The following is a 21,542-nucleotide window of genomic DNA, read 5'->3' as shown; positions in this document are numbered from 1 at the left end:
GGGCTGACGCGGTGACGGCACCGCCGGTCACCTTTGCCCTCTTTATCCTCAAGCGCCGGACGGGCTGAAAATCAGCCCGTCCGGCGATTGAGGACCGGGGTCCGGGGCAGAGCCCCGGTTACGGCGCTCAGCCCACCGACGAGTACGCCACGACCCCACGCAGCAGACCGTCCACCGCGCGGCGCGCGTTCCGCGCGACAGGACTACCGGCCGGCGCCGCCGCCGCGATCTGACCGAGCACGTCGATCAGCTGCTTCGACCAGCGCACGAAGTCGCCCGCCGGCATGTCGATCTCCCGCAGCACCTCGTCGAGGCCGTGCCCCGACGCCCACCGGTAGGCGGGCCAGGCGAAGCCGAGGTCGGGCTCGCGCTGGCCGACGCCCTCGGCCTGGTTGATCTTGTGTTCCTCCTCCAGGGCGTCCAGCCGGCCCCAGATGCGGACCATCTCGGCGAGCGCCTCCTTGGCCGCGCCCGTGGGCAGCTTCGGCGCCACCGCGTCGTCGGCGGCCCGGGCCTCGTACACCAGCGCCGACGCGCACGCGGCCAGCTCCGCCGGCTTGAGGCCGTCCCAGACGCCCTCGCGCAGGCATTCGGAGGCCAGCAGGTCCAGCTCGCCGTAGAGACGGGCCAGCCGGCGGCCGTTGTCGGTGACCTCGTCCGCCCGCAGGTAGTCGAGCTCGGTCAGCAGCGCGCAGATGCGGTCGAAGGTGCGCGCGATGGTGTTCGTACGGCCCTCGATGCGCCGCTCCAGCTGACGCGTGTCGCGCTGCAGCCGGTGGTAGCGCTCCGCCCAGCGGGCGTGGTCCTCGCGCTCGTCGCAGCCGTGGCAGGGGTGCGCGCGCAGTGCGGCCCGCAGCCGGGCGATCTCGGTGTCGTCGGCCGCAGCGGCCCGCGACTTGCGGTGCCGGTCGGGCTCGATGTGGCCGGCCTTGGTGCGCAGCGCGGAGGCGAGGTCGCGGCGCGACTGGGGGCTGCGCGGGTTGAAGGACTTGGGGATGCGCATCCGCTCCAGCGGTTCCACCGGGACGGGGAAGTCGATGGCGGCGAGCCGCTTGACCTGCCGCTCGGCGGTGAGGACCAGCGGGCGCGGCCCGTCGTAGTGGTCGAAGCCGCGGTGGCGGTCGGTGCGGCCGGCGGGCAGGCCGGGGTCCAGCACCAGCGCCAGGCCGGCGAACTTGCCGGTCGGCACGTGGATGACGTCGCCGGGCTTGAGCCGCTCCAGGGCGGCCGCGGCGGCGGCCCGCCGCTGCACGGCGCCCTGCTTGGCCAGCTCGGTCTCCCGGTCCTTCAGCTCACGGCGCAGCCGGGCGTACTCGTCGAAGTCGCCCAGGTGGCACTCGATGGCCTCGCGGTAGCCGGCCAGGCCCTCCTCGTTCTTCTGTACCTGGCGCGAGATGCCGACGACCGACTTGTCCGCCTGGAACTGGGCGAACGAGGTCTCCAGCAGCTCCCTCGAGCGGTGCCGCCCGAACTGGGAGACCAGATTGACCGCCATGTTGTACGACGGCTTGAAGCTGGAGCGCAGCGGGTACGTGCGGGTGCCGGCCAGGCCGGCCAGGGCGCCGGGGTCCATGGCGCGCTGCCAGAGCACGACGGCGTGGCCCTCGACGTCGATGCCGCGCCGCCCGGCGCGGCCGGTGAGCTGGGTGTACTCGCCGGGGGTGATGTCGGCGTGCTGTTCGCCGTTCCACTTCACCAGCTTCTCGAGCACCACGGAGCGGGCGGGCATGTTGATGCCCAGGGCGAGGGTCTCGGTGGCGAAGACGGCCTTGACCAGGCCCTTGACGAAGAGCTCCTCCACGACCTCCTTGAAGGTCGGCAGCATCCCGGCGTGGTGCGCGGCGATGCCCCGCTCCAGGCCCTCCAGCCACTCGAAGTAGCCCAGGACGTGCAGGTCCTCGTCGGGGATGGGGGCGGTGCGCTCCTCGACGATCTCCCGGACCTTGGCGCGGGCCTCGTCGTCGTTGAGCCGCAGGCCGGCGTAGAGGCACTGCTGGACGGCGGCCTCGCAGCCGGCCCGGCTGAAGATGAAGGTGATGGCGGGCAGCAGGCCCTCGGCGTCCAGGCGCTCGATGACCTCGACGCGGCTGGGCGTCCAGATCCGGCTGCGCTGGCGGCGCTCGCGCTCGCGGTCCGCCTCGCGCACCATCTTGCCGCGGCGGCGCTCGCGCGGGTTGTAGGTGCGGCTGTTCTCCATGCGGGCCATGCGCAGCAGGTCGGGGTTGACCTCGCGCCGGGCGGCGCCGCGGCCGCCGTGGTCGCTGCGCTCCTCGAAGAGGTCGTACATCCGCCGGCCGGCCAGCACGTGCTGCCACAGCGGGACGGGCCGCTCCTCGGAGACGATCACCTCGGTGTCGCCGCGCACGGTGTCCAGCCAGTCGCCGAACTCCTCGGCGTTGGAGACGGTGGCCGACAGGGAGACCAGGGTCACCGAGTCCGGGAGGTGGATGATGACCTCCTCCCAGACGGCGCCGCGGAAGCGGTCGGAGAGGTAGTGCACCTCGTCCATGACCACGTAGCCGAGGCCTATGAGGGCCTGGGAGCCGGCGTAGAGCATGTTGCGCAGGACCTCGGTGGTCATCACGAGCACCGGGGCGTCGGGGTTGACGCTGTTGTCGCCGGTCAGCAGGCCGACCTTGGCGGCGCCGTAGCGCCTGACGAGATCGCTGTACTTCTGGTTCGACAGCGCCTTGATGGGCGTGGTGTAGAAGCACTTGCGGCCCTGGGTGAGGGCCAGGTGGACGGCGAACTCGCCCACGATGGTCTTTCCGGAGCCGGTCGGCGCCGCGACCAGGACCCCCTTGCCGGCTTCCAGGGCCCGGCAGGCCTCTATCTGGAAGGGGTCGAGCTCGAAGTCGTACATCTCGCGGAAGGGGGCGAGCGCGGTGGCCTGCTCCGCGGCGCGGTGCCGTGCCAGGGCATAGCGCTCAGCAGGGGACATGTCCTCGGTCATCTTGTCTACGAGCCTACCGGGGACCTCCGACAGCCACCCGATCTTTATCGAGCTCCCAGGAGCCGTACGGCCGCGGGCACGGTCTCGGCCGTGAGCGGCAGCGGGCCGAGCCGCTCGCCGTCCGCGTAGCCGGTGACGATCCCGGCCTCCGCCGCCGCCCGGGGGTCCACCTCCAGCGTCACCTTCGCCGCACGGTAGGTGGTCACGCGCGGGTGGCCGAGGTGGGTGCCCCGGTAGACCTTCGGGAAGACCCTGAGCAGCGTCGAGCGGCGGCAGGGGCCGACGACGGTGACGTCGAAGAGCCCGTCGTCGAGCCGGGCCTGGCCGCAGATGCGCATGCCGCCGCCGTAGGAGCCGCCGTTGCCGACCGCCACCAGCGTCGCCTCGACGCACCTTACGGGCCCGTCGTCGAGCCGCAGGCGGTACGGGACGGTGTGCAGCGCGGCCAGCTCGGCGAGCATGGCCAGGTCGTAGCGCAGCCGCCCGGTGGGGAAGCGCATCCGGTTGCCCCGGTCGTTGACCCGTGAGTCGAAGCCGGAGGCGAGGACGGTGCCGAACCAGGTGTGGCCCACCCTGCCGAGGTCCACGGCCCGGCCGCCGTCGCCCTTGAGGGCCCCGGCGACGACCCGGGCGGCCGCGACGGGGTCGCGGACGGGCAGGGCGGCGGCGCGGGCGAAGTCGTTGCCGGTGCCGACGGCCACCACGCCGAGCGGGGTCCGCGTCCCGGCCACGGCCTGCAGCGCCAGCGAGGTCATGCCGTCCCCGCCGACGGCGATCAGCGCGCCGGTGCCGCCGGCCACGGCCTCGCGCGCCCGGCGCAGGGCGTCGGCGGCGTCCGTGCCCACGACCGTACGGACGGAGAACCCGGCATCGCGCAGGACCCGGGCGGCGGGCTGGGCGGCGTGGGCGCCGCGTCCCCGGCCGGCCGAGGGGTTGACGAATAACGTGATGTCGCTAGTCACGCGGGGACACTACCGGGTGCGGCAAGTCGCCATGAACACGACGGGGGCGGCCGCCGTTTCCGGCGACCGCCCCGCATCGGTGACGAACGTCAGGGAATCACGTCACGTCGTCGTAGCCGGCGCGGTGGCCCTGCTCCGGCAGGGCCGGCATGGGCTCGCTGTCGCCGACGGGGTGCGGGGTGAGGTCCAGCGGGGCCGCCTCGTCGTCGGAGAGCAGCCGGTCGGGGTTCGCCTCCCGCTTGCGCTTGTCGTTCAGGAGCGCGACGCCGACGGCGATGAAGTACAGCAGGATGATCGGGCCGGCCAGCAGGAACATCGAGAAGGGGTCCACGGTCGGCGTGGCCACGGCCGCGAAGACCGTGACGCCCATGATCATGCCGCGCCACCAGCCCAGCATGCGCCGGCCGGTGAGCACCCCGCCGAAGTTGAGCATCATCAGCAGCAGCGGCAGCTCGAAGGAGAGCCCGAAGACGACCACCAGCCGGGTGACGAGGTCGATGAGCTCGTCGAGCGGCAGCAGGTTGTTGACGCCGTCCGGCGTGAAGTCGATGAGGACCTTGGCGGCCGACGGGAGGATCTTGTACGCGAACCAGCCGCCCGCGGCGAACAGCGGCACGCCCGCGGCGACGAAGCCGAGCGCGTACTTCTTCTCGTTCCTGTGCAGCCCGGGCGCGAGGAACGCCCACAGCTGGTAGAGCCACACGGGGGTGGCCAGCACGACGCCGGAGACCAGCGAGACCTTCACCATCAGGGTGAACGGGCCGACGAGGCCCGACATGGTGATGCTGCCGCAGTTCGCCCGGCTGTCCTTGTTCGCGAGTTCCGCGAAGGAGACCTTGCAGCCGATCGCGTCCTGGATCGGGTGCTTGAAGACCTCGATGATGTCCCTGTAGTAGAAGGCCGCGACGACGGCGACGACCACGATGGCGAGCACGGACTTCGCCAACCGGTTGCGCAGCTCGCGAAGGTGCTCGGCGAGCGGCATCCGCCCCTCGGGGTCCTTCTCCTTCTTCCGGGCAGACTTGAGCAACCCACGTCCCTATCTCGTGCGGCAGGCGGACGCCGTCGGCGACCGCCTCAGTCTGTCCTGGGTCAGCGCTGCTGGGTCGTACGGTCGCTCGGCTCGCCGACCGGACGGGAGGTCACATCGCCGGGCGCGGCCTTGATCGTACGGGGGGCCTGCTCGGCGGGCGGGTCGGCGGGGGCCGAGGCGTTGTCCTGGCCCTCGGTCTTCATCGCCTTGGCCTCGCTCTTGAGGATGCGGGCGGACTTGCCGAGGGCGCGCGCCATGTCCGGAAGCTTCTTCGCACCGAACAGCAGGACGATGACGACAAGAATGAGGATGATCTCGGTGGGGCCGAGCCGTCCGAACATGTGGTTTACCTTCTCACCGAAGCGGGATGGGTGTGGGGCAGCTGACCGGCTGATCGGACATATGTCCATCAGCCGTACGGCAGCGATCGTAACGCGCAGGGGTAAACGCTGGGCAATCCCTGTGCATACTCCCAGTCGCGACCCTCCGCCTCGTCAACAGGGCCACCCCGACCAGCGTACCGTCCACCCCACAAGGCCAGCAGGGCACCGGAGCCCGGACGACGGACGGTGCGGGCCCGCCGCTTCAGCCCCGGCGCGGGGCGTGCGCGGCGAGCGGCGTGGCCGCCCGCTCCAGGTCCTCGGCGGCCGCGGTGACGCGCCGCGAGGCCTCGGCCACCTGCCGGGCCAGCCGCCGGGTCTCGACGAAGACGCGCGCGGCGAGCACGGCGAGCACGGCGAGGCCGCAGAAGCCGAGGGCGATGGCGAGCATGGGCCAGAACATGGGGCGAGCCTATCGGGGACGGGGCGGGCGGTGGTCAGGCGGTGATGTGCAGCCGCAGGGTGCGCACCCCGCCGCCCGTCAGCAGCTCCACGATCCGCTCCCCCGCCGGCTTACGGACCGCGGAGCCACAGTCGGGGCAGGTGAAGGAGTAGAAGGTGGTGCGATCGCTGGCGCCGATCGCCAGCCGCAGCGCTCCCGCGGCCAGCTCGAAGCAGCCGCGGCAGTCCGGGCACGCGGCCTTGAAGACCGCGCCGGCGGTCGTCCTCGCGCCCATCACGTCCCCTGCCCATTCCACTGTCCGGTTCCCCTTCACTCTCCGTATGCCGCGAGGGCCTCGCGGGCGGCGTCCCGTGCGCTGTCGGCCACCTGGGCCGGAGCGGCGATCCGCCCGTCCCGGCCGAGCCGCAGCGCCAGCCGGCGCAGCGAGGCCGGGTCCGGGGTGCGCAGTGTGATCCGCAGGCCGCCGTCGGGCAGCTCCTCGGCCCGGTCGTGCGGGTAGTACTCGGCGACCCAGCGGCCACCGGGGCCCACCTCGATGACGACCTCGGGGTCCTCGGCGGCCGGCTGCACCAGCCCCTCGGACAGGTCGCGCAGCTCGACGGGGGGCGGGTCGGAGGGCTCGTCCAGGATGCGGATCTCGGCCACCCGGTCCAGGCGGAAGGTGCGCCGCGCCTCGGACAGCCGGCACCACGCCTCCATATAGGTGTGGCCCACGGCGAAGAGCCGGATCGGGTCGACCTCACGCTCGGTCAGCTCGTCGCGTGCGGGCGAGTAGTAGCGCAGCCAGACGCGGCGGCGCTCGGAGATGGCCCGGTCGACGTCGGCGAAGACCCCGCCCTCGGACTCGAAGGTCACCGAGAGCCGGGAGCTGGCGCCCGCCGCCTCGCCGGCCGCGGCCTCGATCTTGGCGGTGGCGCGCACCAGCGCCTGCCGGTCGCTCTCGCGCAGCCCGGGCAGGGTCGCCACGGCACGGGCGGCCACCAGCAGGGCGGTGGCCTCGTCGGCGGCGAGCCGCAGCGGCTCGCCGGTGCTGGTGCCGGAGGCGTCGGGGTTGTGCCACCAGATGCGGTCGCCGTCGGTGTCGATGTCCAGCAGGTCACCGCCCCGGAAGCTGGTGCCGCACATGGGCAGCACATCGAGGTCGCCGATCAGCTCGTCCTCGGTGATGCCGAAGGCGCGGGCCACGTCGGTGACCCGGGCGCCGGGGCGTTCGCGCAGATAGGTGACCAGCGACAGCATCCGCCGGGTCTGGTCAATGGCGTTGGTGGCCATCAGTGCTCGGTTCCGTTCCTCTCAGCCCTTGGCCACGGCGCGCAGCCGGTCGATCACTTCGGCCCGCAGCTCGGCGGGCTCCAGCACGATCACGTCGGGCCCGAACTCCACGAGCCAGGCGTCCAGCCCGTGCCCGTACGGGATCTCCAGCTCCTCCCAGCCGTCGCCGGCCTCGCGCGTGCTCAGGGCGCGGGCCCGCAGCGGATAGCCGTGGCCGGCCCGCACCTTGATCCGGGCCGTGCTCGTGGCCGTCTCGCCCGCCCAGCTCTCGACGGTGGTGCGCACCGTGACGTGGTCGGGCACGGGCGCGGTGAACGGCAGGGCCCGGGAGCGGACCTTGCCGGTGATCCGGGAGAGCCGGAAGACCCGCTCGGCCTGCCGGTCGCGGTCCCAGCCCGCCAGGTACCAGTGGCCGCGCCAGCACTCCAGCGCCCATGGCTCGACGCGGCGCTGCTCGGAGGTGGCGGAGTTGCCCTTGCGGTAGTCGAAGACGACGGGCCGGCGGTCGCGGGCGGCGAGCATCAGCGGCTCGAAGGCGGCCTCGTGGACCGGGATGCGGGTCTCGAGGGCGCTCTGCGTGCCGTACGGGTCCTCCGCCAGCGGCATCCCGGCGGCGCGCAGCTTCTGCAGGGCGCCGCTGGCGGCCGAGGCGAGGCGGGCCTGCTGCCAGACCTTGGCGGCCAGGCCCAGGGCGGCGGACTCCTCGACGTCGAGGGTGATCGCGGGCAGGCGGTTGCTGTCGCGGCGGGCGAGGTAGCCGGTCTCGCCGTCGAGGCCCTCGACGGTCTCGATGATCAGGCCGAGCTCGCGCAGGTCGTCCTTGTCGCGCTCGAACATCCGGTTGAAGGCGTCCTCGCCCCCGGAGTCGCCGGCCGTGCTTCCCGCTCCGGCTTCAATGTAAGCCTCGATCGAGGCCCGCAACTCCCCTTTGCTGAGCGGGCGGCGTGTGCCCAGCAGGCACAGTGCCAGGTTCATCAACCGCTCGGCCTTGGCGATCGCCATCGACGCCCTCTCTACTTGTGCTCTCAACCGTTGACCGTACCGCTCGGGGCTCCCCCGGCAAAAGCCGAGGGCCCGCGCCAGGCAGGCACGGGCCCTCGGCCTTCGTTCGGGGTGTCTCAGAGGCCCATCAGGTCGCAAACGAAGATCAGCGTCTCGCCCGGGGCGATCTTGCCGGCGGCGCCACGGTCGCCGTAGCCGAGGTGGGCGGGGATGACCAGCTTGCGGCGGCCACCGACCTTCATGCCCTGGATGCCCCGGTCCCAGCCCTCGATGACCTGGCCGGCGCCGAGCTTGAACTCCAGCGGACCGCCGCGGTTCCAGCTCGCGTCGAACTCCTCGCCGGTGGAGAAGGAGACACCGACGTAGTGGACCTTGACGAAGTCCCCGGCCTTGGCCACGGGGCCGTCGCCCTCCCAGATCTCGGTGATCTCGAGGTCGGCCGGAACCGGACCCTCCGGGAAGTCGATCTCGGGCTTTTCGATGTTCACGAACGTGCTCCTACGAATCAATCCTGCAGACAACCGTGCAATTCTGGCAGACCTGATCAGGCCGTCAGACCTTGCCCACGATGTCCACGACGAAGACCAGGGTGTTCTTGTCGAGGCCGCTCTGCGCCTGGCCCTCGTAGCCCAGCTTCGGCGGGATCACCAGCTCGACCCGGTCCCCGACGTGCTTGCCGACCAGGCCCTTGTCCCAGCCCTGGACGACCGAGCCGGTGCCGATCTGGAACGCCGTGGCGCCGGCGTGGTCCCAGGAGGCGTCGAACTTCTTGCCGTCCTCCCACTTCACACCGGTGTACTGCGCGATCAGGCCGTCACCGGCCTTGATCTCCGGGCCGGTGCCCTTGATCAGCACCTGCTCCTTGAGATCGCCCGGCGCCTTCTCGTCCTTGGGAATGGTGATGTCGGCGGCCTTCTGGGCATTGGGCTTGACCTCGGGCATACCGGCCTCCGGCTTGGCCTGCTCGCCCTTGACCTCGCTCTTCGCGTCGACCTTCTGGGCGCCGACGACGTCGATGACCCACACCAGGCCGTCCTCGGGCTTGACGCCCGCCTGCGGGTTGAGCTGGTCGCCGATCAGCGCCTTGGCCGTGCCCTCGACCTCGATGCGGGAGCCCGCCTTGTGGCCGGCCACCGCGTCCAGCACCTTGGCGGGCATCTCCTGGCTGGGCTGGCCGAGCTGCTGCACCATCTGGCGGCGCGGGCCCTTGCCGGCCGCCTTGTCCTGGCTCGCCCAGGTGCCGCCGAGCGGCTTGTTGTCCTTCATCGTCTGCCCGGCGAAGTCCAGTCGGACGAAGGAGCCCTTCTCCGCCTTCTCGCCGGTGCCCTCGGTCAGGGTCTTCACGACGAGCTTGTCCGAGGGCTTGGCGTCCTTCGGCACGGTGATCTCGGGCTTCTCCCCGAACTTGCCCTCCACCTTCACCTTGGCGTCGGAGGAGCCGCCGTCCTCGGACCCGCACGCCGCGGCGGTGAGCAGCAGGACGGGCACGGCCAACGCCGCGGCGAGGCGACGCGCGTTCTTCGTGTGGTTCATGAAGTCCAACTCGGCTATAGAGGTCGCTGGGCAGTGCCCGTCACTCTACGGCCTGCGCCCCGCCGATCAACCCCGACCGACACGGACGGGCGCCGGGCGCGGTGGACCCGGCGCACATCCGTGCCTTTTACGCTGTGCCTCTTTACGCTGTGCCCCCTTACGACGGGTCACATTCCGGCGATGAGCTTCTCCACCCGGTCGTCGACCGACCGGAACGGGTCCTTGCACAACACCGTGCGCTGCGCCTGGTCGTTGAGCTTGAGGTGCACCCAGTCGACCGTGAAGTCCCTGCGCTGTTCCTGGGCCCGGCGGATGAAGTCGCCGCGCAGCCGGGCGCGCGTGGTCTGCGGGGGCACCGACTTGCCCTCGAAGATCTTGAGGTCGTTGCAGACCCGGGCCGCCTGGCCGCGCTTCTCCAGCAGGTAGTACAGGCCGCGGCGGCGGTGGATGTCGTGGTAGGCGAGGTCTATCTGCGCGACCCTCGGGTGCGACATGGTGATGTTGTTCTTGGCCCGGTACCGCTCGATGAGCTGGTACTTCATCACCCAGTCGATTTCGGTGGAGATCCGGTCCAGGTCCTCGTCCCGGATGGCCTCCAGGGAGCGGCCCCACAGCTCCAGCACGCGCTCGACCGTGCCCGTGCGGATACCGCGGCGCTCGCAGAAGTCCACGGCCTTCTCGTAGTACTCGGTCTGGACCTCCAGCGCGGAGGCCTCGCGGCCGCTGGCCAGGCGCACCTTGCGCCGGCCGGTGATGTCGTGGCTGACCTCGCGGATGGCCCGGATGGGGTTCTCCAGCGTCAGGTCGCGCATGACGGTGCCGGCCTCGATCATGCGCAGGACGAGGTCGGTGGCGCCCACCTTGAGCAGCATCGTCGTCTCGGACATGTTGGAGTCCCCGACGATGACGTGCAGCCGGCGGTAGCGCTCGGCGTCGGCGTGCGGCTCGTCCCGCGTGTTGATGATCGGGCGGGAGCGGGTGGTGGCGGAGCTGACGCCCTCCCAGATGTGCTCGGCGCGCTGGCTGACGCAGTACACCGCGCCGCGCGGGGTCTGGAGGACCTTCCCCGCCCCGCAGAGCAGCTGCCGGGTGACGAGGAAGGGGATGAGGATGTCCGCGAGACGGGAGAACTCCCCGTGTCTGGCCACGAGGTAGTTCTCGTGGCAGCCGTAGGAGTTCCCTGCCGAGTCCGTGTTGTTCTTGAAGAGATAGACGTCGCCCGCGATTCCCTCCTCGTGCAGGCGGCGTTCGGCATCGACGAGCAGGCCCTCGAGAATGCGCTCGCCCGCCTTGTCGTGGGTGACCAGCTCGGTCACGCTGTCGCACTCGGGTGTTGCGTATTCCGGGTGCGAGCCCACATCGAGGTAGAGGCGGGCGCCGTTGCGCAGGAAGACGTTGCTGCTGCGGCCCCAGGAAACGACACGGCGGAAGAGGTAGCGCGCCACTTCGTCAGGCGACAGTCGGCGCTGTCCCCTGAACGTGCACGTGACGCCGTACTCGTTCTCCAGCCCGAAAATGCGGCGGTCCATGCCTGAACATTACGCCTGATGCCCTGCGCTGAAACCGGGTTCGACAGCACCGTTCCGATCATTTTCCGACCGGGCCACGACCGTCGACACGGTGGCCGGGGCCTGCAGGGAGCCCCGTGCGATCAGCAGGACCAGCAGGGCGGCGGCGCCGCTGCCCACCGCGACCACGAACCCGGCGGTCGAGCCACCGTATTCGACCGCGGGGCCCACGAAGGCGGTGCCGATGGCCGCGCCCACGCCGAAGGAGGTCACCAGCCAGGAGAAGGCCTCGGTGACGGTGCCGCGCGGGGCGTGCCGGTCGACCACGACGAAGGCGCAGGCCAGCGAGGGGGCGAGGAAGAGGCCCGCCACACCGGCGAGGACCGTCATGGCGACGACGCCGGGGACCAGCAGCAGCGGCACGTACAGCACGGCGAGCCCGGTGACGAGCACCCGCAGGCGCTGCTCGGGGCTGCCGGGCCACTGCCGGGCGCCGTAGACCGAGCCGCCGATCAGGGCGCCGACGCCGAGCGCCGAGAGCAGGTAGCTGGCGACGTTGCCGCCGCCGTGACCGTCGCCGTAGGAGACCGCGGCGACGGCTATGGAGCCGAGGGCCGAGCCGATGAAGAAGAACGTGCCGAGCAGCACCAGCAGCCCGCGCGAGCGCAGCGCGCCGAGCCAGTGCGCCTCGCGGGGCGCGCTGCGCCACTTCCGGGAGGGCGGCGAGGTGACGACGGCGAGCGCGCCGACGACGCCCATCAGGTGCAGCGCGTTCAGCGCGGCGGCCTCGGACCACAGGGCGACGATGCGCGTGACGATCAGCGGACCGACGACGTAGATCAGTTCCTGCGCGATCGCGTCGAGGGAGTAGGCGGCGTGGAGGTCGTCCTCGTTCTTCAGGACCGACGGCCACAGCGCCCGCAGGCCGCCCTCCAGGGGCGGCGCGAACAGACCGGCCACGATCATGGCAAGGTAGGACAGGGGCAGCGGGTCCAGGCCGACCATGGTGAAGAGCCCCATGCCCAGCGCGGTCAGCAGGGCCGACGGCAGGATGACGCGGGGCTGGCCGTAGAGGTCGACGGCCCGGCCGAGCAGCGGCTGGCCGACGGCGTTGGCCACGCCGTAGACGGCGGAGAGGGCTCCGGCGAGGGTGAAGCTGCCGCCTTCGGCGCGGACGAAGAGGACGATCGCCAGCGCGGCGGTGGCATTCGGCAGCCGGCCCACCAGGGTGCCGGTGAGCAGTCGCGCCGCGTGCCGCGTCTTGAGCATCTCGACGTAACCGCCGCCCGCCGCCGCCATTGTCCGCCTCTCGTCTTCCGGCCGGGCCGCCCCGGCCGGCCACCTTTGACCGAGCCATCCCGGTTTTACGTATAACTAGCGTCGTTATACGTACCATGGCCGCAGCCCGCGGGTCCAGCCGCGGCCACGGCAGACCACGGCCGGCAACGGAGAGGGGCGTCACAGCGGTGACGGAAGTCGAACGCGGGGTCGGGCACGGCGACGGAACGAGCGGGCCGCGCTGGCCCACCGTCCGGGGGCGGCACGCGGCCGCGGCACGCGCCACCAGCCGGGACGTGGCCCGGGCGGCGGGGGTCTCGCAGGCGACCGTCTCCCTGGTGATGGGCGAGAAGTGGCGGGGCCGGGTCTCCGAGCCGACCGCCGAGGCCGTGCGCTCGGCCGCCCGGGAGCTGGGCTACCGCCCCAACCTGGCGGCCCGGAACCTGCGCCTGGGCCGCACCCGGACCGCGCTGCTGGTCGTACCGGCCCTGACCAACGACTTCTTCGCCCGCGTCTACACGGGCGCGGCCCGGGCCGCCGCCGAGCACGGCGTGGGCGTGGTGTTGTACCCCTCACCGGAGGGCATCGGGCCGGCGCCCGACCCCTTCGCCTCCGCCCGCGACACCCTCGACGGCGTCATCGCCTCCTCCATGGCGGCCGACGCCCTGACCGACATCCGCGAGGGGGGCCTGCCCCTGGTGATGCTCGACAGCGACCCCGAGCGGCCCGAGGCGGCGGCGACGGTCAACCTCGACATCGCCGACGGCATGCGGCAGGTGGCACGGCACCTGCTCGCCCTCGGCCACCGGCACGTCGCGCACATCGCGGCCGACATCGACTCCTGGACCTTCCGGGTCCGCGCGCACGCCCTGGCCGAGACCCTGGGCCAGGGGGAGGGCACCGTGCTGCGCACCGAGCCCGCCGCGCTGGACGTGAGCGCCGGCCACCGGGCCGCCGAGCGCGCCCTGACCGGGCCCGGGCCCCGCCCGACCGCCCTGATCTGCGACGGGGACGTCCTGGCGGCCGGCGCCTGCAAGGCCGCCCGGCGGCTGGGGCTGCGCGTGCCCGACGACGTCTCGGTGACCGGCTTCGACGACCTGCCCCTGGCGACGGCCCTGGAACCGGAGCTGACCACGGTCCGGCTGCCCGCCGAGGCGGTGGGAGAGGCGGGCCTGCGGGCCCTGGTGTCGTTCCTGGAGGGGCGGCCGAGCGCCACGGAGGTCCTGCCGGTGGAGCTGATCCCGCGCGCGTCGTCGGCGGCGGTCGCCGCTCCGTGACCGCGGCTTTGCCCGGACGGGCCGGACAGCCGGCCCGTCCGGGACCGGGGCCTACTCCTCCGCGGCCGCTTCCCCGGCCGCACCGGCCTCGGGGGACGCCCCCGAGCCCTCCTCCAGCAGCCGGGACAGCTGGCGCCCCAGCAGCCGCTTGAACTTGCGCTGCTGCGGCCGCTTGCGGTCCAGGACCGCGACCTCCAGCTGCTCGGCGGTCAGCGTGCGCTCGCTGCCGTTGGTGTCCCGGGCCAGCGACTCGACGGCCAGCTTGAGCGCCTCCGAGAGGGTCATCCCGTCCCGGTGCCGCTGGTCGAGATAGCTGCTGATCTGATCGGCGTTGCCACCGATGGCGACCGAACCGTGCTCGTCCACGATCGAGCCGTCGTGCGGCAGCCGGTAGATCTGGTCGTCCTCGGGGCCCGGCCCGACCTCGGCGACGATCAGCTCGACCTCGTACGGCTTCTCGGCCGCGCTGGAGAAGATCCCGCCGAGCGTCTGGGCGTAGACGTTGGCCAGGCCGCGGGCCGTGACGTCGTCCCGGTCGTAGGTGTAGCCGCGCAGGTCGGCGTAGCGCACGCCGCCGATGCGCAGGTTCTCGAACTCGTTGTACTTCCCGACCGCCGCGAAGGCGATCCGGTCGTAGATCTCACTGACCTTGTGCAGCGCGCGGGACGGGTTCTCGGCGACGAAGACAACGCCATCGTTGTACTGGAGCACCACGACACTACGGCCGCGGGCGATGCCCTTGCGGGCGTACTCGGCGCGGTCGGCCATGGCCTGCTGGGGTGAGACATAGAACGGCGTCGACACCGCTGTCCGTCCCTTCTTGTCTTGTGTGGGGTTCCGTCGGTACCGGGAGGATCAGAGGAGTGCGGCCCGCGGGCCGTCGGGCTCCTCGAGCCGCCGCTCGTGGATGGCGCGCACGACCTCGGAGCACTGCGCCTCGGTGAGCTTGCGGAATCCGTCCTCGGTGATGACGGTGACGATCGGATAGATGCGACGCGCGAGGTCGGGCCCGCCGGTCGCGGAGTCGTCGTCGGCGGCGTCGTACAGCGCCTGGACGACCAGCGTGGTGGCCTGCCCCTCGGTCAGGTCCTCCCGGAAGAGCTTCTTGAGCGCACCGCGCGCGAACAGCGAGCCGGAGCCGGTGGCCGAGAAGCCGTGCTCCTCGGAGCGGCCGCCGGTGACGTCGTAGGAGAAGATGCGGCCCTTTTGCCGGTCGACGTCCCAGCCCGCGAAGAGCGGCACCACGGCCAGGCCCTGCATGGCCATGCCCAGGTTGCTGCGGATCATCGTCGACAGCCGGTTCGCCTTGCCCTCCAGCGAGAGCTGGACGCCCTCCACCTTCTCGAAGTGCTCGAGCTCGAGCTGGAAGAGCTTGACCATCTCCACGGCCAGCCCGGCCGTGCCCGCGATGCCCACGGCCGAGTACTCGTCGGCGGGGAAGACCTTCTCGATGTCCCGCTGCGCGATGATGTTGCCCATCGTGGCCCGGCGGTCACCGGCGAGCACCACGCCGCCGGGGAACGTCGCGGCCACGATGGTCGTCCCGTGCGGGGCCTCGAGGACGCCCTGCCCGGGCAGCTGCCGGTTGCCCGGCAGCAGCTCCGGCCGGTGCGCGCCGAGGAAGTCCACGAACGACGACGAACCAGGCGTCAGGAAGGCAGCCGGCAGACGCCCTGTACCAGGAAAGTTGGCTTCCACGCGATTCCTTCGAAGAGATCTTGAAATACTGTCCGGACCCTACCGCCGGGCCGGCGGGACGTCCGTCCCGCACCCCTGTCCGGGACACGGGACGGCGAGCTCGCCCTACTGCCCGCCCTTCTGGACGAAGGACCTCACGAAGTCCTCGGCGTTCTCTTCGAGCACATCATCGATTTCGTCCAGCACGGAGTCCACGTCGTCCGACAGCTTCTCCTGGCGCTCCTTGAGGTCCTCGGATGCCTGCGCCTCCTGCGCCTGCTCCTCGACCTCCTCTGTCGCACGCGTGGCCTTCTGCTGCCCGCCGCCGGTGTCCTTGGTCGCCATACCCCTCACCCCGCTCGGTTTCGACGTACACGTACACGAGACGTACAAGATCAGACCCTACAAGCAGGGTCCGGTACAGGCCCTGCACTTGCTACAACGTCCCGGAACCACCGTGATGATTCCCGGTTCACGCCCTTCTCAGACCCTCCCCCGTCACCCGCCCGAGAGGACGCGCACCAGGTCCTCCGCCGTGCGACAGCGGTCCAGGAGCTCCTTGACGTGATTGCGGGTGCCGCGCAGTGGCTCCAGGGTGGGGACCCGTTGCAGGGAGTCACGGCCGGGCAGGTCGAAGATGACCGAGTCCCAGGAGGCGGCGGCCACGTCGTCGGCGTACTGCTCCAGGCAGCGGCCGCGGAAGTAGGCCCGGGTGTCCTCGGGCGGCGCCGTACGGGCGCGGAGCACGTCGGCCTCGTCCAGCAGGCGCTTGATCCTGCCGCGGGCCGCGAGGCGGTTGTACAGGCCCTTGTCGGGACGTACGTCCGCGTACTGCAGGTCCACCAGGTGCAGCCGGGCGGCGTCCCAGTCCAGGCCGTCGCGGCGGCGGTAGCCCTCCAGCAGCTCGAGCTTGGCCACCCAGTCCAGCTCGCCGGCCAGGCTCATGGGGTCGTGCTCGAGCCGGTTCAGCACGTCCTCCCAGCGGGTCAGCACGTCCTTGGTCTGCTCGTCGGCGTCCGCCCCGAAGCGGTCCTCGACGTACTTGCGCGCCAGCTCGAAGTACTCCATCTGCAACTGGACGGCCGTGAGTGTGCGGCCGCTGCGCAGCGTGATCAGGCGGCGCAGCGAGGGGTCGTGGCTGACCTGGTGGAGGGTGCGCACGGGCTGTTCGACGGCGAGGTCGGCGGCGATGAAGCCGTCCTCGATCATCGACAGGACCAGGGCGGTGGTGCCGAGCTTGAGGTAGGTGGAGATCTCGGAGAGGTTGGCGTCGCCGATGATCACGTGCAGCCGGCGGTACTTCTCGGCGTCGGCGTGGGGCTCGTCGCGGGTGTTGATGATGGGGCGCTTGAGGGTGGTCTCGAGGCCCACCTCGACCTCGAAGTAGTCGGCCCGCTGGCTGATCTGGAAGCCGTGCTCATGGCCGTCCTGGCCGATGCCGACCCGGCCGGCCCCGGTGACGACCTGGCGGGAGACGAAGAAGGGCGTCAGGTGGCGCACGATGTCCGAGAAGGGGGTCTCCCGCTTCATCAGGTAGTTCTCGTGCGTGCCGTAGGAGGCGCCCTTGTTGTCGGTGTTGTTCTTGTAGAGGTGGATGGGCTGGGCTCCGGGCAGCTGGGCGGCGCGCTCGGCGGCCTCGGCCATGATGCGCTCGCCGGCCTTGTCCCACAGGACGGCGTCGCGGGGATTGGTGATCTCGGGCGAGCTGTATTCGGGGTGGGCGTGGTCGACGTACAGGCGTGCGCCATTGGTGAGGATGACATTGGCCAGGCCGATGTCCTCGTCCGTGAGCTGGCTGGAGTCCGCCGCCTCGCGGGCGAGGTCGAAGCCGCGGGCGTCCCGCAGCGGGTTCTCCTCCTCGAAGTCCCAGCGGGCACGGCGTGCCCGGTGCATCGCGGCCGCGTAGGCGTTGACGATCTGGGACGAGGTGAGCATGGCATTGGCGTTCGGGTGACCGGGGACGGAGATCCCGTACTCCGTCTCGATGCCCATTACTCGCCGTACGGTCATGCGGCCCTCCTTGCCCGGCGGCGCCCCCTGGTGGGGTCGGCGCTCAAGTACCGCTGCGCTTCCGGTCCGTATCCGGTCTCCGATCCCCCACTGCGCTGCGCGGCGGTACCGAAGAGCCTAGAACGGCTTTGCGGCGCTGGGGAGATCATTACAGTCATTGCTCCGGTTCGTGCGGTGCGTGGAACAGGTCGTCGTACGCGTCCCACAGGTGGGGCAAAACGCGTCCGGCTGCGGACGCCCTGGGTCTCCCCCCGCCGGGAGGCGGGGGGATGAGAACAACAGGGACATCCGCAGCCGGACGGCGGTGTTACAGGTACTGGCCGGTATTGGCCACGGTGTCGATGGAGCGGCCGGTGTCCGCGCCCTGCTTTCCGGTGACCAGGGTGCGGATGAAGACGATCCGCTCGCCCTTCTTTCCGGAGATGCGGGCCCAGTCGTCCGGGTTGGTGGTGTTGGGCAGGTCCTCGTTCTCCTTGAACTCGTCCACGCAGGCGGCGAGCAGGTGGGAGACGCGCAGGCCCTTCTGGTTGTGGTCGAGGAAGGCCTTGATGGCCATCTTCTTGGCCCGGTCCACGATGTTCTGGATCATCGCGCCGGAGTTGAAGTCCTTGAAGTAGAGGACTTCCTTGTCGCCGTTGGCGTAGGTGACCTCGAGGAAGCGGTTTTCCTCGGACTCCGCGTACATCTGCTCGACGACGGACTGGATCATGCCGTCGACGGCGGCCCGGGCCGACCCGCCGTGCTCGGCGAGGTCGTCCGCGTGCAGCGGGAGGGTCTCGGTCAGGTACTTGGAGAAGATGTCCTTGGCGGCTTCCGCGTCCGGACGCTCGATCTTGATCTTCACATCGAGCCGGCCGGGGCGCAGGATCGCCGGGTCGATCATGTCCTCGCGGTTGGAGGCGCCGATGACGATGACGTTCTCCAGGCCCTCCACGCCGTCGATCTCGGAGAGCAGCTGCGGGACGATGGTGTTCTCCACGTCCGAGCTGACACCGGAGCCGCGGGTGCGGAAGAGGGAGTCCATCTCGTCGAAGAAGACGATCACCGGCGTGCCCTCGCTGGCCTTCTCCCGGGCGCGCTGGAAGATCAGCCGGATGTGCCGCTCGGTCTCGCCGACGTATTTGTTGAGCAGCTCGGGGCCCTTGATGTTGAGGAAGAAGCTCTTCCCCGCGGGCTTCCCGGTGACCTCGGCGACCTTCTTGGCAAGGGAGTTGGCCACGGCCTTGGCGATGAGCGTCTTACCGCATCCGGGCGGGCCGTACAGCAGCACGCCCTTGGGCGGCCGCAGTTCGTGCTCCTTGAAGAGGTCGGGGTAGAGGTAGGGCAGCTCGACCGCGTCGCGGATCAGCTCGATCTGGTTTCCCAGACCGCCGATCTTCGTGTAGTCGATGTCCGGGACCTCTTCGAGGACGAGTTCCTCGACCTCGCTCTTCGGGATGACTTCGTAGACATAGCCGGAACGGGATTCGAGCAGCAGGGCGTCGCCGGGGCGGATGGTGGTGTCCAGCAGCGGCTCGGCGAGCCTCACCACCCGCTCCTCGTCGGTGTGCCCGATGACCAGGGCGCGCTCGCCGTCCTCGAGGATCTCCTTGAGGGTGACGATGTCGCCGTGGCGCTCGTACGCCATGGCGTCGACCACGTTGAGCGCCTCGTTGAGCATGACCTCCTGGCCGGGCCTGAGCTCCTCGATCTCGACGCTCGGGCTGACGTTCACCCGGAGCTTGCGGCCCCCGGTGAAGATGTCGGCCGTGCCGTCCTCGTTGGCCTGCAGGAAGACACCGAAGCCGGCCGGCGGCTGGGCGAGCCGGTCCACCTCTTCCTTGAGGGCCACGATCTGGTCGCGGGCCTCACGGAGGGTGTTCGCGAGCCGTTCGTTCTGTGCGGAGACGCCGGCCAGGTTCGTCTGGAGCTCGACGATCCGCTCTTCGAGAATCCTCGTGTGACGCGGAGAGTCGGCGAGCTTGCGTCGCAGGACGGCGATCTCCTGCTCGAGATAGGCAACCTGGCCCGCGGGGTCGTCAGACCCTCGTCCCGGCCGGATGCCGCGGTTCATGTCGTCGTCGTGGGCTGCCACGGTCCTCACCTCCTCCAAGGGGAGCTGGACGCTTCCTGACCCTACCTGGGCCGGTGCAGGTTGAAACCCCTAGATCACAAACCCGGTCGGAGTGTGTCCGATCTTCACCCTTGCGCACGTCCTCACGTGAGGGGGATACCCACCCACCAACATCGGAAAGCGGGCGGTTGTATCGTCGACTCGGTCAACACCCGTCAGTGCTGGCTCCAATTGATTCACATACGTAGGGAACGGCAGGCGAGATGACCGTGCACGACGACGGACTCGGCGAACTGGAAGTCTGGATCGACCAGGACCTGTGCACCGGGGACGGCATCTGCGCGCAGTACGCGCCCGAGGTCTTCGAGCTGGACATCGACGGTCTGGCCTATGTGAAGAGCCCCGACGACGAGCTGCTCCAGGACAAGGGTGCCACCGCCCCCGTCCCGCTGCCGCTGCTCACCGAGGTCCGGGACTCGGCGAAGGAATGCCCGGGCGACTGCATCCATGTACGACGCGTTTCGGACAAGGTCGAAGTTTACGGGCCGGACGCGGAGTAACGCCGCGTAACGGATCACACACTGCCCGCCGCCGGCTGCGGGGTCAGGATGAACTTCCCGTCCCTCCAGTGCCACTTGACCACACGGCGCCGGTCCGGGCAGCAGCGCGGCACGCGCGCGGAGGAGTAGCCGAGCAGAGTGGCCGAAATCGCCCCTCCGGCCGCCTCCAGGCCGGTGACGCTCATGCCCTGCCCGGCGTCCACGAGGGTCGCCACGACGCGCGGCGCGGCCCCCGGGGCGGCCGGCCGCGCGAGGACGTGGACCCCGCTGGGCCGGGTGCCGCCTCCCGACGGGCAGCGCACGACCGCGACCGTCTCGGCCCGCCCGTCGCCGTCGAGGTCCGCGGAGACGTGCCGGACGACCTCGGCCCCGGCGGGGCCGCAGTCGACGGGATAGCGGGCGGCGAGCGCGTCGGGGGCGCCCCCGGGGGCGGGCGGGGTGGCCGTGGCGTCACCGGGGCCGGCGAGGGCCGCGCCGGCGAGCACGGCGGCCAGCGCCGCGGCGGTGGCGAGCCAGTGGAGGGGGCGGGGACGGGAGTGCGGGTGGGACTCGGGTCCTGCTGGCTGCACGCGCACGACTCCTGTGAGAGCTGCGGGGACGAGGATCTTCCGCATCGTGCCATACGCCCGCCCGCCGCGGAACAGGGGCCCGTGGCGCCCACGGCACCCCCAACGAAGAGGCGCCGCCGCCGAGTTCCGCGAAGAGCGGTCCCGGCGGCGACGCCTGTGCATCAGTTAAAGGGGTCAGCCCTTGTTGGGGCCCTCGTAGTCCTCGCCGTACGCGCCCTTGGCGGGGCGGCGGCGACGCATCGGGGGCTCCACGCCGTCGGCGAGACGGCGGGCGGTGACCAGGAAGCCGGTGTGGCCGATCATCCGGTGGTCCGGGCGGACCGCGAGGCCCTCCACGTGCCAGTTGCGGATCATCGACTCCCACGGCTGCGGCTCGGCGAAGCAGCCGATCTCACGGATGGACTCCACGGTCCGCGCGAGCTGGGTGGTGGTCGCCACGTAGCAGCACAGGATGCCGCCGGGCACCAGGGCCTTGGAGACGGCCTCCAGGCACTCCCAGGGGGCGAGCATGTCGAGGATGACCCGGTCGACGTCGGTGTCGGAGAGGTTGTCCTGCAGGTCGCCGACGGTGAGCTGCCAGGCGGGGTGCGGCCCGCCGAAGTAGCGCTCCACGTTCTGCTGGGCGATCTCGGCGAAGTCCGCGCGGCGCTCGTAGGAGTGCAGCATGCCCTGGTCGCCGATGGCGCGCAGCAGGAAGGCGCTGAGCGAGCCGGAGCCCACTCCGGCCTCGACGACGCGGGCGCCGGCGAAGATGTCGGCGAAGGCCAGGATCTGCCCCGCGTCCTTGGGGTAGACCACGGCGGCACCGCGGGGCATGGACAGGACGTAGTCGGGGAGCAGGGGGCGCAGCGCGAGGTAGGCGACGTTTCCCGTGGTACGGACAACACTGCCCTCGGGAGCACCGATCAGCTCGTCGTGGGGGAAGGAACCCTTGTGGGTGTGGAAGTTCTTCCCGGCCTCGAGCGTGAAGGTGTAGTGGCGTCCCTTGGGGTCGGTGAGCTGGACCTGGTCCCCGACCTGGAAGGGCCCGCGACGGCGGGCGGCACCGGTCGGTTCGGACATGTGACCAGCC

Annotated in this window: 21 protein-coding genes; 2 read left to right on the top strand and 19 right to left on the bottom strand. The window is 71.0% G+C overall.

What is annotated here, in order from left to right; genetic code table 11:
* Positions 1-127: 127 nt before the first annotated feature.
* From ABZ956_RS22475 to ABZ956_RS22420, 12 genes are all read right to left on the bottom strand, one after another.
* A complete protein-coding gene (locus ABZ956_RS22475) occupies positions 128-2,953 on the bottom strand; it encodes a DEAD/DEAH box helicase (RefSeq protein WP_361896378.1) in 2,826 nt (941 codons plus the stop codon).
* A 44-nt stretch (positions 2,954-2,997) separates the two neighbouring features.
* Entirely contained in the window at positions 2,998-3,915 is a 918-nt protein-coding gene (locus tag ABZ956_RS22470) for a diacylglycerol kinase (RefSeq protein WP_361896375.1), read from the bottom strand.
* Positions 3,916-4,012: 97 nt separating this feature from the next.
* On the bottom strand, positions 4,013-4,945 hold the full coding sequence (gene tatC, locus ABZ956_RS22465; protein ID WP_361896372.1) for a twin-arginine translocase subunit TatC: 933 nt from the start codon (positions 4,943-4,945) through the stop codon (positions 4,013-4,015).
* 62 nt (positions 4,946-5,007) lie between these two features.
* The gene (gene tatA / locus ABZ956_RS22460; RefSeq protein WP_361896369.1) at positions 5,008-5,289 is read right to left on the bottom strand and encodes a Sec-independent protein translocase subunit TatA; all 282 of its coding nucleotides are present in this window, start codon (positions 5,287-5,289) and stop codon (positions 5,008-5,010) included.
* Positions 5,290-5,533: 244 nt separating this feature from the next.
* The gene (locus tag ABZ956_RS22455) at positions 5,534-5,731 is read right to left on the bottom strand and encodes a hypothetical protein (protein ID WP_361896367.1); all 198 of its coding nucleotides are present in this window, start codon (positions 5,729-5,731) and stop codon (positions 5,534-5,536) included.
* Between the two features lie 34 nt (positions 5,732-5,765).
* Complete coding sequence (locus ABZ956_RS22450; RefSeq protein WP_361896364.1) at positions 5,766-6,005, bottom strand: hypothetical protein; 240 nt, start codon at positions 6,003-6,005, stop codon at positions 5,766-5,768.
* Positions 6,006-6,040: 35 nt separating this feature from the next.
* Positions 6,041-7,003 (bottom strand): WYL domain-containing protein, encoded by a 963-nt coding sequence (locus ABZ956_RS22445; protein WP_361896361.1) that lies wholly within the window; start codon positions 7,001-7,003, stop codon positions 6,041-6,043.
* Positions 7,004-7,024: 21 nt separating this feature from the next.
* Positions 7,025-8,005, bottom strand: a complete 981-nt coding sequence (locus tag ABZ956_RS22440) for a WYL domain-containing protein (RefSeq protein ID WP_361896425.1) — start codon at positions 8,003-8,005, stop codon at positions 7,025-7,027.
* 116 nt (positions 8,006-8,121) lie between these two features.
* A complete protein-coding gene (locus ABZ956_RS22435) occupies positions 8,122-8,493 on the bottom strand; it encodes an FKBP-type peptidyl-prolyl cis-trans isomerase (protein WP_361896358.1) in 372 nt (123 codons plus the stop codon).
* Positions 8,494-8,557: 64 nt separating this feature from the next.
* Positions 8,558-9,538, bottom strand: a complete 981-nt coding sequence (locus tag ABZ956_RS22430) for an FKBP-type peptidyl-prolyl cis-trans isomerase (RefSeq protein ID WP_361896356.1) — start codon at positions 9,536-9,538, stop codon at positions 8,558-8,560.
* A 167-nt stretch (positions 9,539-9,705) separates the two neighbouring features.
* On the bottom strand, positions 9,706-11,067 hold the full coding sequence (gene pafA / locus ABZ956_RS22425; RefSeq protein WP_361896353.1) for a Pup--protein ligase: 1,362 nt from the start codon (positions 11,065-11,067) through the stop codon (positions 9,706-9,708).
* Positions 11,068-11,076: 9 nt separating this feature from the next.
* Positions 11,077-12,345 carry an MFS transporter gene (locus tag ABZ956_RS22420; protein WP_361896351.1) on the bottom strand — a complete coding sequence of 423 codons (1,269 nt, stop codon included), beginning with the start codon at positions 12,343-12,345 and terminating at the stop codon, positions 11,077-11,079.
* Positions 12,346-12,620: 275 nt separating this feature from the next.
* On the opposite strand from ABZ956_RS22420, the gene ABZ956_RS22415 reads away from it, so the two are divergent.
* On the top strand, positions 12,621-13,601 hold the full coding sequence (locus ABZ956_RS22415; RefSeq protein WP_361896422.1) for a LacI family DNA-binding transcriptional regulator: 981 nt from the start codon (positions 12,621-12,623) through the stop codon (positions 13,599-13,601).
* 51 nt (positions 13,602-13,652) lie between these two features.
* Here ABZ956_RS22415 and prcA read toward each other — a convergent pair whose 3' ends face one another.
* From prcA to arc, 5 genes are all read right to left on the bottom strand, one after another.
* Positions 13,653-14,405 carry a proteasome subunit alpha gene (gene prcA / locus ABZ956_RS22410; protein ID WP_361896348.1) on the bottom strand — a complete coding sequence of 251 codons (753 nt, stop codon included), beginning with the start codon at positions 14,403-14,405 and terminating at the stop codon, positions 13,653-13,655.
* Between the two features lie 51 nt (positions 14,406-14,456).
* Positions 14,457-15,299: a proteasome subunit beta gene (gene prcB, locus ABZ956_RS22405; RefSeq protein ID WP_361896345.1), complete on the bottom strand. Its 843-nt coding sequence runs from the start codon at positions 15,297-15,299 to the stop codon at positions 14,457-14,459.
* A gap of 105 nt (positions 15,300-15,404) precedes the next feature.
* A complete protein-coding gene (locus ABZ956_RS22400) occupies positions 15,405-15,623 on the bottom strand; it encodes a ubiquitin-like protein Pup (RefSeq protein ID WP_361896342.1) in 219 nt (72 codons plus the stop codon).
* Between the two features lie 153 nt (positions 15,624-15,776).
* A complete protein-coding gene (dop, locus tag ABZ956_RS22395) occupies positions 15,777-17,288 on the bottom strand; it encodes a depupylase/deamidase Dop (RefSeq protein WP_361896340.1) in 1,512 nt (503 codons plus the stop codon).
* A 307-nt stretch (positions 17,289-17,595) separates the two neighbouring features.
* A complete protein-coding gene (arc, locus tag ABZ956_RS22390) occupies positions 17,596-19,362 on the bottom strand; it encodes a proteasome ATPase (RefSeq protein ID WP_361896337.1) in 1,767 nt (588 codons plus the stop codon).
* Between the two features lie 242 nt (positions 19,363-19,604).
* On the opposite strand from arc, the gene ABZ956_RS22385 reads away from it, so the two are divergent.
* The gene (locus tag ABZ956_RS22385) at positions 19,605-19,901 is read left to right on the top strand and encodes a ferredoxin (RefSeq protein ID WP_361896334.1); all 297 of its coding nucleotides are present in this window, start codon (positions 19,605-19,607) and stop codon (positions 19,899-19,901) included.
* A 14-nt stretch (positions 19,902-19,915) separates the two neighbouring features.
* Here ABZ956_RS22385 and ABZ956_RS22380 read toward each other — a convergent pair whose 3' ends face one another.
* Both ABZ956_RS22380 and ABZ956_RS22375 read right to left on the bottom strand, forming a co-directional pair.
* Positions 19,916-20,470 (bottom strand): hypothetical protein, encoded by a 555-nt coding sequence (locus ABZ956_RS22380; protein ID WP_361896331.1) that lies wholly within the window; start codon positions 20,468-20,470, stop codon positions 19,916-19,918.
* Positions 20,471-20,644: 174 nt separating this feature from the next.
* Positions 20,645-21,532: a tRNA (adenine-N1)-methyltransferase gene (locus ABZ956_RS22375; protein WP_361896329.1), complete on the bottom strand. Its 888-nt coding sequence runs from the start codon at positions 21,530-21,532 to the stop codon at positions 20,645-20,647.
* Positions 21,533-21,542: the final 10 nt, after the last annotated feature.

It is taken from the genome of Streptomyces sp. NPDC046261 (assembly GCF_040646235.1).
Lineage (GTDB): Bacteria > Actinomycetota > Actinomycetes > Streptomycetales > Streptomycetaceae > Streptomyces.
The sequence above is the reverse complement of the archived record's forward strand: the minus strand, read 5'-3'. Positions and strand labels throughout refer to the sequence as shown.